General features: G+C 72.8%; 13 protein-coding genes. 9 read left to right on the forward strand and 4 right to left on the reverse strand.

The annotated features are described in order from the left end of the window. The first annotated feature begins 150 nt into the window (after nt 1–150). Genes ACYQ1L_RS06120 through ACYQ1L_RS06140 form a run of 5 tightly spaced genes read left to right on the forward strand, consistent with a single transcriptional unit; the run spans nt 151 to nt 4,794 of the window. Nucleotides 151–1,158 (forward strand): ADP-dependent NAD(P)H-hydrate dehydratase, encoded by a 1,008-nt coding sequence (locus ACYQ1L_RS06120; RefSeq protein ID WP_460003348.1) that lies wholly within the window; start codon nt 151–153, stop codon nt 1,156–1,158. Further along, complete coding sequence (locus ACYQ1L_RS06125; RefSeq protein WP_460003349.1) at nt 1,155–2,513, forward strand: hypothetical protein; 1,359 nt, start codon at nt 1,155–1,157, stop codon at nt 2,511–2,513. Before ACYQ1L_RS06120 ends, ACYQ1L_RS06125 begins: the two co-directional genes overlap by 4 nt. Beyond that, entirely contained in the window at nt 2,513–2,845 is a 333-nt protein-coding gene (locus tag ACYQ1L_RS06130; RefSeq protein WP_460003350.1) for a thiamine-binding protein, read from the forward strand. Before ACYQ1L_RS06125 ends, ACYQ1L_RS06130 begins: the two co-directional genes overlap by 1 nt. Before the next feature lie 9 nt (nt 2,846–2,854). Further along, nucleotides 2,855–4,096, forward strand: a complete 1,242-nt coding sequence (locus tag ACYQ1L_RS06135; protein ID WP_460003351.1) for an MFS transporter — start codon at nt 2,855–2,857, stop codon at nt 4,094–4,096. A 50-nt stretch (nt 4,097–4,146) separates the two neighbouring features. Beyond that, nucleotides 4,147–4,794 carry an NUDIX hydrolase gene (locus ACYQ1L_RS06140; protein ID WP_460003352.1) on the forward strand — a complete coding sequence of 216 codons (648 nt, stop codon included), beginning with the start codon at nt 4,147–4,149 and terminating at the stop codon, nt 4,792–4,794. Between the two features lie 42 nt (nt 4,795–4,836). On the opposite strand, the gene metX is transcribed toward ACYQ1L_RS06140, so the two are convergent. The 3 genes from metX to ACYQ1L_RS06155 form a co-directional block, all read right to left on the reverse strand. Beyond that, complete coding sequence (metX, locus tag ACYQ1L_RS06145) at nt 4,837–6,045, reverse strand: homoserine O-acetyltransferase MetX (RefSeq protein WP_460003353.1); 1,209 nt, start codon at nt 6,043–6,045, stop codon at nt 4,837–4,839. 386 nt (nt 6,046–6,431) lie between these two features. Continuing rightward, nucleotides 6,432–7,463 carry a hypothetical protein gene (locus ACYQ1L_RS06150; protein ID WP_460003354.1) on the reverse strand — a complete coding sequence of 344 codons (1,032 nt, stop codon included), beginning with the start codon at nt 7,461–7,463 and terminating at the stop codon, nt 6,432–6,434. A gap of 311 nt (nt 7,464–7,774) precedes the next feature. Then, nucleotides 7,775–9,097 (reverse strand): bifunctional o-acetylhomoserine/o-acetylserine sulfhydrylase, encoded by a 1,323-nt coding sequence (locus tag ACYQ1L_RS06155; protein ID WP_460003355.1) that lies wholly within the window; start codon nt 9,095–9,097, stop codon nt 7,775–7,777. 166 nt (nt 9,098–9,263) lie between these two features. Between ACYQ1L_RS06155 and ACYQ1L_RS06160 the strand changes: the two genes are divergently transcribed. The 4 genes from ACYQ1L_RS06160 to ACYQ1L_RS06175 are packed head-to-tail and all read left to right on the forward strand — an operon-like array spanning nt 9,264 to nt 12,038. Then, nucleotides 9,264–10,097, forward strand: coding sequence for an SDR family oxidoreductase (locus ACYQ1L_RS06160; protein ID WP_460003356.1), 834 nt, complete (start codon nt 9,264–9,266; stop codon nt 10,095–10,097). 2 nt (nt 10,098–10,099) lie between these two features. Further along, nucleotides 10,100–10,819, forward strand: coding sequence for a Type 1 glutamine amidotransferase-like domain-containing protein (locus tag ACYQ1L_RS06165; RefSeq protein WP_460003357.1), 720 nt, complete (start codon nt 10,100–10,102; stop codon nt 10,817–10,819). Next, complete coding sequence (locus ACYQ1L_RS06170) at nt 10,819–11,508, forward strand: uracil-DNA glycosylase (protein ID WP_460003358.1); 690 nt, start codon at nt 10,819–10,821, stop codon at nt 11,506–11,508. The genes ACYQ1L_RS06165 and ACYQ1L_RS06170 overlap by 1 nt, the downstream gene beginning before the upstream one ends. Further along, nucleotides 11,505–12,038: a GNAT family N-acetyltransferase gene (locus ACYQ1L_RS06175; protein ID WP_460003359.1), complete on the forward strand. Its 534-nt coding sequence runs from the start codon at nt 11,505–11,507 to the stop codon at nt 12,036–12,038. The genes ACYQ1L_RS06170 and ACYQ1L_RS06175 overlap by 4 nt, the downstream gene beginning before the upstream one ends. Nucleotides 12,039–12,053: 15 nt before the next feature. Here ACYQ1L_RS06175 and ACYQ1L_RS06180 read toward each other — a convergent pair whose 3' ends face one another. After that, nucleotides 12,054–12,911, reverse strand: coding sequence for a MurR/RpiR family transcriptional regulator (locus ACYQ1L_RS06180; protein WP_460003360.1), 858 nt, complete (start codon nt 12,909–12,911; stop codon nt 12,054–12,056). Nucleotides 12,912–12,914: the final 3 nt, after the last annotated feature.

Here is a 12,914-nt window from a genome sequence, read left to right on the forward strand (position 1 = left end):
GACGCTACCGGCCGCGGAGCGGGTGAGGACGCGCGGGGCCGGGATCCGGTCCCGGCGCAGCCGGACGGTCGACGCCCTCCCGGCAGCGTGCGCTGCTGCCGAGATCGCGAGCGGCCGCATCCACAGCCTCGGCCCAGTACCGTTGATCCCATGCCTTCTCCGTCCGCCGGTGCGCTCGACGCGCACGGCCCTGTCGCGTGGACGCGCCGCGACGTCCGCCCGCTGCTGCGCGTCCCCGGGCGGTCCGATGACAAGCGCACCCGCGGCACCGTCGCCCTGCGCACCGGCTCCCACGCGTACCCCGGAGCCGCGGTGCTCGGCGTCGAGGCGGCCTGGCGCGCCGGCGCCGGGTACGTGCGCTACATCGGTCCGCGGCGCCCCGCCGACCTCGTGCTGGGCCGCCGGCCCGAGACCGTCGTGGCCGAGCCTCTGCCGGCCGCCGACGTCCATGCCGACGCCTGGGTGATCGGCTCCGGCACCGACCCGGCCCTGCGCACGCCCGAGGAGACCGACGGGCTGCATCGCCTGCTCGCCGGCGCGGTGCCGGTCGTCGTGGATGCGGGTGCGCTCGACCTCGTCCCCGCGGGCGCCCCGGTGATCGTGACCCCGCACGCCGGAGAGTTCGTCCGGCTGCGCGCCACGCTCGGGCTGACACCCCTCGCGTCCGAGGCGCTCGACGATCTCGAGCGGCGCGCGGCGGCCGTCCTCGAGACCGCGCGCGTGCTCGGCGGAACGGTGCTGCTGAAGGGCGCGACCACGCTCGTCGCCGCAGCCGACGCCGCCCGCGCGATCGCCGTGGACGCCGGCACCGGCTGGCTGGCCGCCGCGGGCACCGGCGACGTGCTCGCCGGCGTGATCGGCGCACTCGTCGCGTCCGATCGTGCCGGCGGTCGTTCGACGCCGCTGCCCGAGCTCGCCGCGACGGCCGCCTGGCTGCACGGACACGCGGGCCGGATCGCCGCCGCCGTCGCAGGCGGATCCGTGGGCCGTCCCCTCGTCGCTCTGGATGTGGCGGAGGCCCTGCCGGCCGCGTTCGCGCACGCCCTCGCCGACGACGGCGCCGACGGTGCGGTCGTCGCCGACGAACGCGCTTCCGTCCCGGACGGCGCACGCGTCGACGACCCCGAAGACCACCGGATCGAGGAGGACCACGCGTGAGCGGTGCCGAGCCGACGGGCGCGACCCGCGCAGCACAGACCCGGGCCGCCGCCGGACAGGTTCCGGCCGCGGTGCGCCGTGCGGGGCTGCCGCTCACCGTCCTGTGGGTCGCCTTCGTCCTGGCGCACGTCTACGTCGCGACCGTCGGCTGGGTCATGCCCGCGCTGCCGATGGGCGACACCGTGTTCGTGTACGAGCCGTGGTCGCGCAATGCGCTCGGTGGCGGCGCGGTCGTCGGGATCACCGAGAGCTGGGTGTACCCGCAGCTGGCCCTGGTGCCGATGCTCCTCGCCCAGGGGATCTCGCAACTGCTGCATCCGCTCATCCCCGGCACGTACGCGGTCGGATCCGCGAGCTACGTCGTCGCCTGGTCGATCCTGATCACGATCCTCGACGCCGTCGGGTTCGCGTTCCTGCTCCGCTGCCGGCGGGCGGCCGGCAGCCGGATCCGCCGCGGCGCGGCCCTGTTCTGGATGGCGGCACTGGTCGCGCTGGGGCCGATTGCGATGTTCCGGATCGATGCGGTCACGGTGCCGCTGGCGCTGATCGGCGGCCTGTGGCTGTTCTCCCGCCCGGCCGTGGCGAGCGCGCTGTTCACGGTCGGCGCCTGGATCAAGATCTGGCCGGGCGCGCTGTTCCTCGCCGCGCTCGCGCTGCTGCGCGGGCGGATCCGGATGATCGTCGCGGCGGCGGTCGTCACCTTCGTCGTGGTGCTCGGACTGATGCTCCTGGGCGGCGGGGCGAACCTGCTCGGCTTCCTCAGCCAGATGAGCGGACGCGGGCTGCAGATCGAGGCCGTGGGCGCCACCCCGCTGCTGTGGCTGACCCAGACCGGCGCGACCCGCATCGAGTACGACCGGCACATCCTCACGTTCCAGCTCGCCGGCCCGGGCGTCGATCTCGCCGCGGCCGTGCTCACCCCGCTCATGGCTCTGGCCGTGCTCGCGATCGCCGCGCTCGCGCTGTGGAGGCTGCGGTCCGGGGCATCCGCGCGCCGGCTGCTGCCGGCGACCGCGCTCGCCCTCGTCGCCGTGCTGATCGCCTGCAACAAGGTCGGATCCCCGCAGTTCCAGGTGTGGATGCTCGCGCCGATCCTGCTGTGGTGGCTGTTCGACGGCCCGCGGGTACGCGTCCCCGCGGTGCTCATCCTCGTCGATTACCTGTTCACCCAGGCGGTCTACCCTGTGGTGTACGACGGTCTGCTGCGCGCCGAGGCCCTGCCGATCGCGCTGCTGAGCGTCCGCAACATCCTCGTCGTCATCATCTGCGTGATCGCGATCCGCGCGATCGTGCGCACGCCGGTGCGCCGCCGCCCGGCCCGCACCCGCGAACTCCCCGAAACCCGGAGGTCCTGATGCTCGTCGCCTTCTCCGTCGCCCCCAGCGGGTCCGCCCCTGACCGCCCCGAGAGCGCAGACGCCTCGGTGCACGATGCGGTCGCCGCCGCCGTGGCCGTGGTCCGCGCCTCCGGCCTCGCGCACCGCACCACGAGCATGTTCACGGAGATCGAGGGGCCCGACTGGGACACCGTCATGGACGTCGTCAAGCGCGCGACCGAGGCCGTGATGCCGTTCGGCTCCCGGGTGTCCCTCGTGCTCAAGGCCGACATCCGACCCGGCTACACCGGCGAGATCGATGGCAAGATCGAGCGCCTGGAGCGCGCGATCGGCGAGTCCGGCACCCTCTAAGCTGGACGGATGAAACCCTCGAGCCTCTCGAGGGGTGCGGCGACGCGGGCGCTCCTCTCTCTCGCCATCGGCAGCTTCGGCATCGGCATGACCGAGTTCGTCGCCATGGGCCTGCTGCCGAACATCGCGCAGGACCTGCTGCCGGGCCTGTGGGCGCAGAGCCCCGACGAGGCGATCGGCCGCGCCGGCATCCTCGTCTCGCTGTACGCCCTCGGCGTCGTCCTCGGCGCGCCCACCATCGCGGGCCTCGTCGCGCGCTTCCCCCGGCACCGGGTGATGCTCGGCCTCGCGATCGCACTCACGCTCGGCAACGGACTCGCGGTCGTCCTGCCGACCTTCGAGACCGTCGGGCTCGCCCGTTTCATCGCCGGGCTGCCGCACGGGGCCTACTTCGGCATCGGGGCGCTCGTCGCGGCCGACGTGCTCGGCCCCGGCAAGCGCGCGAAGGGCGTCGCCTTCATCCTCACCGGACTGACGATCGCCAATGTGGTCGGCGTTCCGCTCGGCACGTTCCTCGGCCAGCACTTCGGCTGGCGCATCGCCTTCCTCGTGGTCACGGTCGTCTTCGCCCTCGCGAGCCTGTGCATCGGGTTCTTCGTGCCGGAGCACGCCGGGGATCCCGGCCGCACGTTCCGCGCGGAGCTGCGCGTCTTCCGGCGCCCGCAGGTGTGGTTCGCGCTCGCGACCGGCGCGATCGGCTTCGGCGGGTTCTTCGCCCTGTACAGCTACGTCGCGCCGCTCATCACCGATCGCGCAGGGGCGCCGCAGTGGATGGTGCCGATCACCCTCGTCGTGTTCGGGCTCGGGATGACCCTGGGCAACCTGCTCGCCGGTCACTTCGCCGATCGCAACCTGCGGCTCACCCTGCTCTACGGGATGGGCGGGCTGGCGGTGCTGCTCGCGCTGCTGGCCGTGCTGTCGTTCTCGATCTGGCTGCTCGTCCCGCTGGCGTTCCTGATGGCGGCGCTCTCGTCGGTCCTCGGCGTCTCGATCCAGACCCGACTGATGGAGGTCGCCGGCGACAACCAGTCCATCGCAGCGGCGCTGAACCACTCCTCGCTCAACATCGGAAACAGCCTCGGCGCCTTCCTCGGCGGCCTGGTGGTCGCGTGGGGTTGGGGCTTCGCGGCGCCGTCCTGGGTCGGTGCGGGGCTCGCCGTCATCGGGCTCGGCATCGCGCTCGCCTCCTACGCGGTGCAGCGCCGGTTCCACACCGAGACCGGATCCGTGCGGGTGCGCGACCTGGTCTGAGGCGCCGGACACCTCGTCCCCTCGACGGCCGCGCACCCTACGATGGGCGGATGAGCTCGGCTGAGGACGACGACCTGCCCGTCGCCGGCACCGCGGTGGTCCTGCGCGACGCGGCGGGCGGCATCGAGGTGCTGCTGCTGCGCCGACCCGACCGGGGCTCGTTCGCGGGCGCCTGGGTGTTCCCCGGCGGCATGGTCGAACCGGGGGACCACGTCCCCGGCGCCGACGAGCAGGAGGACGCGGGACGTGCCGCAGTGCGCGAGACCGCCGAGGAGGCGGGCCTCGAACTCGAGCGCCTCGTGCCGCTGTCGTGCTGGGTGCCGCCCGCGGGGATCCCGAAGCGGGTGCGCACCTGGTTCTTCCTCGCTGCGGATCCCGGCGGCGCGCTCCGTCCTGCGCCCGCCGAGGTGGTCGAGGCGCGGTGGTTCCGGCCGGACTCGGCGCTCGCGGCGCGCGACGCGGGGCAGATCGCGCTCATGCCGCCGACGTGGCGGACCCTGCATGCGCTGCAGCGTGCGGCCGATGTCGAGGAGGCCCTGGCGGGCGCCGGGGATCCGGCCGTCTTCCGCACCCGCATGCAGGCGACCGCGGCGGGCAGGCTGTTCTTCTGGGACGGCGACGAGTTGGCCGGGGCCGCGGCCGGCGCCCGGGAGCGCCTGGTCGCGGAGGATCCGGCCTGGCGGTTCGAGGGCTCCTGAACGCCTCCTGCGCCGATGTCGGCGAGAGCGCCGCGCGCGGGCTCAGGACTCGAGCAGGCGCTCCAGGTGCATGCCGACGGCGTCGGTCTCGATGAGGAACCCGTCGTGGCCGAAGTCGCTCGCGAGCACCACGGCCTCGTTCCCGTCCAGGGTGTTCGGGATGCCGCGGGCGATGCGGTGCTGGCCGTCGACGGGGAACAGTCGGTCGGTGTCGATCCCGAGCACGAGCGTCGTCGCCGTCACTCGCTTCAGCGCGTCCTCGACGCCGCCGCGGTCCCGGCCGATGTCGTGGGAGTTCATCGCCTCCACGAGCGTCAGGTAGCTGTTGGCGTCGAAGCGGCGCGTGAACTTGTTGCCGTGGAAGTCGAGGTAGCTCTCCACGGCGTAGCGCCCGCCGTGGCCGAGCGGTGACACGTCGGACTGCCAGGAGCGCTGGAAGCGCTGGTTCAGCTCGATCGGACTGCGGTAGTTCAGCAGCGCCATGCGCCGGGCCAGGGCGAGACCGCGGTGCGGCCCCTCGCCGACCGGGGCGTCGTAGTACTCCCCGCCGGCGAAGCGCGGATCCATCCGCACCGTCTCCAGCTGCACGAAGTTCAGCGCGAGCTGGTCGGCGGTGGTCACCGGGGGAGAGGACAGCACGGCGAGCCGCTCGACGCGCTCGGGGTGCCCGACGGCCCACTCCAGGGCGTGCATGCCGCCCATGGATCCGCCGATCACCGCGGCCCAGCGCGCGATGCCGAGCGCGTCGGCGAGCAGCACCTGCGCGGCGACCTGGTCGCGGATGGTGAGGTAAGGGAAGCGCGACGCCCATTCGTAGCCGTCCGGCGCGATGCTCGCCGGCCCGGTGGAGCCCTGGCAGCCGCCGAGCATGTTGGGGGCGACGACGAACCAGCGGTCGGTGTCGATGGCACGGCCAGGGCCGACGATGTCGGCCCACCATCCGCTCGTCGCGTGGCCGCGGCCGGCCTCGCCGACCACGTGGCTGTCCCCGGTGAGGGCATGCAGGACCAGCACCGCGTTGTCGCGCGCCGCGTTCAGCGTCCCCCACGACTCGTAGGCGAGGCGGATCAGCGGCAGCTCCTCGCCGCCCTCCGTGCGGAACGGCCCGAACGCTTCGAACAGGCGATCGCCGGCCGGATCCCCGTCCCGCCAGGCGCCGGTGGCGGGCGGACGAGCGCGCAGCAGGCGGGCGTCCGCCTCCGAGACGCGCGCCGAGGGCACGGTGTCCTCCGAGGTGGTCTGCCAGTCCATGGATCCATTCTCCCGGGTGGACTGCCGACGTGGCGGCAGGTTACGGATCGCGGGCGGTGTCCGTCGTCCTGCCGAGACCCCCACGTGCCGCCGAAACCCCCGGCAGGGAGACGTCCCGCCGTGGGGGTCTCGGCGCCGTGTGGGGGTTTCGGCGCGGGTGTCGCGTCCGTGGCGCGGGGGGTCTGCCGGGGCGCGTCGGTCGGCGCGGACGGTCGGCGCGGGCGGCCGAAACCCACGCGGGCTGCCCAAACCCCCGGGGGCTGCCCAAACCCGCGCGGGCCGGCGAGACCCCCGCGTGCAGACGCCTGTCCGTGGGGGTCTCGGCGCCCTGTGGGGGTTTCAACGGGGCGTCGGCGAGTGTCGATGGCGCGCGGTCGACGCGGGCGTCAGGTCGGTGGGTGGATGCCGAACGCGTGCAGCCGAGCACCGAGCGCGTCGGCGGAGCGGATGTGGGAAGAGCCCCATCGCACCGTGCGCCACCCGGTGACCCCGCGGACGATGTCCTCCCGGTGCTTCTCAGCGAGCAGGATGTCCTCGACCCGCCGTGCGCCGCGCAGCCGTGGATCCCGGTACTTGCCCTGGCCGTCGAATTCGCCGAACGCGCGACTGCGAGGGAAGGCGAAATCGAGCCAGAACTCCTCACCGTCCGGACCGCGCACGGGGGTCTGCAGGGGCACGCGCTGGTAGCCGAGCCGGAGCAGGTGCAGTCTGCTGACGCTCTCGCCGGGCAGCTGCGCGCGGCCGTCCGCGAAGTCGATGAGCTCCCGCGCCGCGCGGATGCCGCGGACGTGGATCCGGGCGGCCCGCTCGTGCATCCGCGCTCGCCACGCGCCTGCCCGTTCGGGATCCTCCTCGTGCCGCTGCACAGCGTGGGCGCGCAGTGCAGCATCGGCGGCGGAAAGGCCGACCTCTGCCGAGGCGCCGCACAGCAGATCCAGGACGGTGCGGTCGATCACGGTGCACGCGATGCCGTCGACGTCCGTGACGTCTGCCGGGCCCACGGTGACGTCGTGCATCATGAGCCGCGCCCGTGCACGCGTGTGACGTGTGCCGAGGATGACGGCGTGCACCTGCGTGGGGCGCCATCGGTAGAGCGGCAGTCCATGCAGTACCGCCGCAGACGGCCCCCAGAACACCAGCCCGGGCGACGAGGAGTTCCGGTGCGCTGCGATCACATCGAGCAGATGCCGCTCGTCGTTCCACAACATGGCCCAGTCGTCGGCATGGACGTAGCGGCCGCGGCGCACCCGGATGAGACGCTTCTCGGCCACGAGCGCGCGAAGCTCGCGCTCAGTGTGCCCCGCCTCGATCAGTTCATCACGGGAGAGCAGCAGGGTCTGCGCGCGGCCGGGGGTGTGCCGGTCCGCGGACCCCAGCAGCGGATGCGCCGCGCGAGCGTCGAACGGGTCGAGAGTCATTCCGCAAGGGTGCCCGCACGGTTCTCGTGCTGGTGCGTCCGGCCATGGTCGGTGGACTTCTGCGAGAGATCCGCCTCTGTGCGGATCCACCTGTCGAGGTGTCGGCTTCTGCCGAAACCCCCACGCGCCGCCCAGACCCCCGTGCACAAACGTCGGCTCGTGAGGGTTTCGACGGGACATGGGGGTTTCGGCGGAGTGCGGCGGCGGAGCCGCGGCGGTGCGGCGCTGCGCAGGCGCCGCGGGTCCCGCGCAGACACGGAACCGCCCCGGATCGGCTGATCCGGGGCGGTTCCGTCTCTGAGGAGGAGTCGTCAGGCGCGGGCGGCCTCGGAGACCTTGCGCGCGGCGGCGAGGGCCTGGTCGAGGTCGGCCTTGAGGTCGTCGATGTTCTCGAGGCCGACCGAGAGGCGCACGAGACCGGGGGTCACACCCGCGGTGAGCTGCTGCTCGGGGGTGAGCTGGGCATGCGTGGTGGAGGCCGGGTGGATCACCAGCGAGCGGACGTCGCCGATGTTGGCGAGGTGGCTGAACAGGGTGAGGTTGTTCACGAACTCGCGGCCGGCGTCGACGCCGCCCTTGAGCTCGAACGACAGCACCGCGCCGACGCCCTTGGGGGCGTAGGTGTTCGCGGCCGCGTACCAGGGCGAGGTGGGAAGACCGGAGTAGTTGACCGTGGCGACGTCGTCGCGGGCGTCGAGCCACTCGGCGATCTCCTGCGCGTTCTGCACGTGGCGCTCGATGCGCAGCGACAGCGTCTCGATGCCCTGGATGAGGTTCCAGGCGCTCTGCGGGGCGATCGCCGAGCCGAGGTCGCGCAGCAGCTGCACGCGCGCCTTGATGATGTACGCGAGGCCGTCGCCCACCGCGGTGGTGTAGCTGGCGCCGTGGTAGGAGGGGTCGGGCTCGGTGAGTCCGGGGAACTTGTCCACGTTCTGCGACCAGGCGAACTTGCCGCCGTCGATGACCGCACCGCCGATGGTGGTGCCGTGGCCGCCGAGGAACTTGGTGACCGAGTGCACCACGATGTCGGCGCCGTGCTCGAACGGGCGGATGAGGTACGGGGTAGCGATCGTGTTGTCGACGATGAGCGGGATGCCGGCCTCGTGCGCGGCGCCGGCGACGCCGGCGATGTCGAGCACGTTGATCTGCGGGTTGCCGATGGTCTCCGCGAAGAACAGCTTGGTGTTCGGGCGGATCGCGCGGCGCCACTCCTCGATGTCGTCCTGGTTCTCGACGAAGGTGACCTCGATGCCGAGCTTCGCGAGCGTGTACTTGAACAGGTTGTAGGTGCCGCCGTAGATCGACGAGCTCGACACGAAGTGGTCGCCGGCCTGGGCGATGTTGAGGATCGCGAAGGTCGACGCGGCCTGTCCGGAGGAGAGCACGAGCGCGCCGGTGCCGCCCTCGAGCGCGGCGAGTCGCTGCTCCAGCACGTCCTGGGTGGGGTTCTGGATGCGGGTATAGATGTTGCCGAACTCGGCGAGGGCGAACAGGTTCGCGGCGTGGTCGGCGTTGTCGAACACGTACGACGTGGTCTGGTAGATCGGCGTGGCCCGGGCCTTGGTGACGGGGTCGGGTGCCGCGCCCGCATGGATCTGCTTGGTCTCGAAGCGCCAGTTCTCGGCAGCGGTCATGATGTCTCCTTGAGATGAGCGACACCGAACCGCGTCGCAGGGTGGGTGGGGGCCGTCCCTCGGCCGGCGAGGGGACGGTGGCATTGCATCGAGAGTACGAAGCCGCGACGCTGTCAACAAGGCGCGGGAAATGTGACGTAACAGGCGGATCCCGTAGCGTTATGGCATGGCGACGAGCATTTCCACGGCCGGATCCACCTCCGGCGATTCCGCGGCAGAACAGCACCGGCGAGCGGTGGTGACCGGGGCGAGCACCGGTATCGGCGAGGCGACGGTGCGCGCGCTGCGCGCCACCGGCTGGGACGTCGTCGGCGTCGCGCGCCGCGAGGACCGGCTGCAGGCGCTCGCCGCGGAGACCGGATCCACCGCGTACGCCGCCGACCTCACCGACGCCGAGCAGATCGCCGGCCTCGCCGCGCACCTCGCGGAGACGGGGCCGCTGCACGCCGTGGTCCACGTCGCGGGCGGCGCACGGGGCACGGAGCGTGTGGAGGACGGATCCGCCGAGAAGTGGCGGTGGATGTTCGAGGCGAACGTGCTCGCCGTGCAGCAGCTCACCGCGGCGCTGCTGCCGCAGCTGCGCGCGGCCGCGGCCGGCGGCGGCCACGCGGACCTGCTGTTCCTGACGTCCACGGCGGCCCGGCAGGGGTACCCGGGCGGATCCGGCTACAACGCCGCGAAGGCCGCGGAGTCGATGATCCCGCAGGTGCTGCGCCAGGAGCTGAACGGCGAGCCGATCAGGGTGACCGAGATCGCGCCGGGACTCGTGCACACGGAGGAGTTCGCGCTGCGCCGGCTCGGCGGGGACGAGGTGGCGGCGGAGGCCGTCTACGCGGGCGTCGAGGCGCCCCTCGTCGCCGAGGACGTGGCCGATCTCATCGCGTACGCGCTGAACGCCCCTGGGCACGTCAACCTCGACCTCGTCGTCATCCGCCCCGTCGCGCAGGCCGCCGCACACCTGCTCGCACGCGGACCGCTGCGCCCGCGCGGGGAGGACTGAGCGTGGGGGTGCACCTCATCGGCGGCGGGTTCGGCCGCGCCGCGTTCGCGCCCTTCGCGGCGGAGGCCCGGGCCGTCGCCGCCGTGAACGGCGTCGCCGTCCCCCGGATCGCCGTGGTCACCGTCCGGGAGGACGCCCATCCGGGGCATGCCGGACATCTCGTCGACGCCCTCACGGCCGATGGTGCGCTCGAGCTGGACACCCGCACGACCACAGTCGGCCTGACCGACCGTGTGGATCCGGCCGTGTTCGACGACGTCGACGCCATCGTCATCGGCGGCGGGCTCACCCCGGCGTACCACACCGCCCTCGAGCGCTGCTACGACCGCATCCGCACCGCGGTGCAGGGCGGCACGCCCTACCTCGGCTTCTCGGCCGGCGCGATGATCGCCGCCGAGCGCGCGATCCTCGGCGGCTGGCGGATCGGCGGCATCGCGGTCGCCCCCGAGGAGACCGCGGAGGACCTCGACGAGGTCACGGTCGTGCCCGGCATCGGGCTCGTCGACGTCTCCGTCGATGTGCACGTCTCGCAGTGGGGCACCCTGTCCCGGCTCATCGCCGCCACCGAGGCCGGGGCGGTCGACGGCGGCGTCGGCATCGACGAGAGCACCGTGCTCATCGCGGACGCCGAGGGCCTGCGCATCGCCGGCGCCGGCAGCGTGTGGCGCGTCTTCGCGGGCTCCGACGGCGTGACCGTCTCCAGCGACCGGGCAGCGCTCTGATGCCGAAGTCGCTGGCCGAGCTCGCCGCCGACGGGCAGCTGGACCCGGGCTGGGCCGAGGCGCTGGCTCCCGTCGCGCCGCTGGTCGCCGAGCTCGGCGACCGCCTGCGCGCGGAGAACGCCGCGGGGCGCGGCTACCTGCCGGCCGGTCAGAACGTGCTGCGGGCCTTCACCCGTCCGCTCGCCGACGTCAAGGTGCTCATCGTCGGACAGGATCCGTATCCGACCCCGGGGCATCCCATCGGGCTGTCGTTCGCCGTGGACAGGGCGGTGCGGCCGCTGCCGCGCAGCCTCTCCAACATCTACCGCGAGCTGGAGACCGACCTCGGGATCCCGCCCGCGCCGCACGGCGATCTCTCGAGCTGGAGCGACCAGGGCGTGATGCTGCTGAACCGGGTGCTCACGGTGCGACCCGGCACGCCCGCGTCCCACCGCGGCTGGGGGTGGGAGAAGGTCACCGAGCTCGCGATCCGCGCTCTTGTCGCCCGTGACGCGCCGCTCGTCGCGGTGCTGTGGGGCAGGGATGCGGAAGGGCTGCGGCCCATGCTCGGCGACACTCCGGTGATCGCCTCGGCGCACCCGTCGCCGCTGTCGGCGAGCCGGGGCTTCTTCGGATCCCGGCCCTTCTCCCGTGCCAACGCTCTTCTCGAGCAGCAGGGTGCGGCACCCGTCGACTGGAGGATCGCGTGAGCGACGACCCCACCGCCACCGGTCCCGGCGACGCCGTCCGGATCCGCCCCACCTGCAGCGAGGACCTCGTCGCGATCCGGGACATCTACAACCACTACGTGCGCACCAGCACGGTGACCTTCGATGAGGAGGAGACGGAGCTGGCGGCGTGGGAGCACAAGCACGAGCTGCTCGCCGCCACGGGTCTGCCGTTCCTGACCGCCGAGGACGCCGGGGGAGCGGTGCTGGGATTCGCCTACGCGCAGCATTGGCGCGCCAAGTCGGCCTACCGCTTCAGCGCCGAGAACACGATCTACCTCCGGCCCGAGGCCGCAGGGCGGGGCCTGGGTGCGGCGCTGCTGCGGGAGCTGCTGGACGCGAGCGCCGCGGCGGGGCTGCGCGAGATCATCGCGGTGATCGAGCCGACGGCCGCGGCCGCCTCCATCGCGCTGCACCGGCGGTTCGGCTTCGTCGACGCCGGCCACCTGCGCAACGTCGGCGTCAAGTTCGGCCGCTCGCTCGACGTGGTGTTTCTGCAGCGCACGCTGTAGGAACACCACACAGGGTCACGTCAGCAGTTCGCCCTCGCGCATGCGCTCCCACAGTGCGAGACGCGTGTGCGCCGGCTCGCCGATCCGCTCCAGCACGAGATTCAGCAGCTGTTCGTTGAGCATGAACGCCGCCGAGTCGCTCTGGAACGCTCGGTCCGTCGTGCTCGCGACGTCGAGCACGACGTCGGCACGGGGCGCGATCGGGCACTCCAGGCTGTCGGTGATGAGCAGGAGTGCGACTCCGCGGTGCTTGGCGGCCGCGGCGAGATCGGCGGCGCTGCGCTGATAGCGGTGGAAGTCGAAGAGCACCAGCACATCGCGCTGGGTCATGTCGATGATGGCGCCGAGATCGTGACCGGATGGGTCGTTGAACATCCTCACCCCGGGGCGAAGCTCCTGCAGGTGGGTGCCGAGGTGGTAGGCGGCGAGGTAGGTGAAACGGCCTCCGGTGAGCAGGATGCGTCGCCCGGCATCCGCCAGCAGGTCGACCGCGGCCGCATATGACGCGTCGGGGATCCGCGCGAAGGACTCGAGGGTGCGCTCGGCCTGCGCCGTCGCGTCACGCACCACGACCTCGCGCGGCGTGCCCGCCTCCGCTGGCGCCCGCAGCCGGACGAGCGGGCCCGAAGACCGCCGGGTGAGTTCATCGCGAAGCGCCCGCTGGAATTCGGTGAAGCCGCCGAAGCCCAGGCTCTGCGCGAAACGAAGCACGGTCGGCGGGCTCACGCCCGCGCGCGCCGCGAGATCGGCGAGCGTCGACAGGCCCGCACTCGGGTAGTCGGCGAGCAGCACCCGGCCCACCTGGCGTCCGGCGCGGCTGAGCGAGGGCAGGGCTGCGGCGACCAGGTCGGCGAGGGTGTCGTCGTCGGCCATACC

The organism is Microbacterium xylanilyticum (assembly GCF_054654695.1).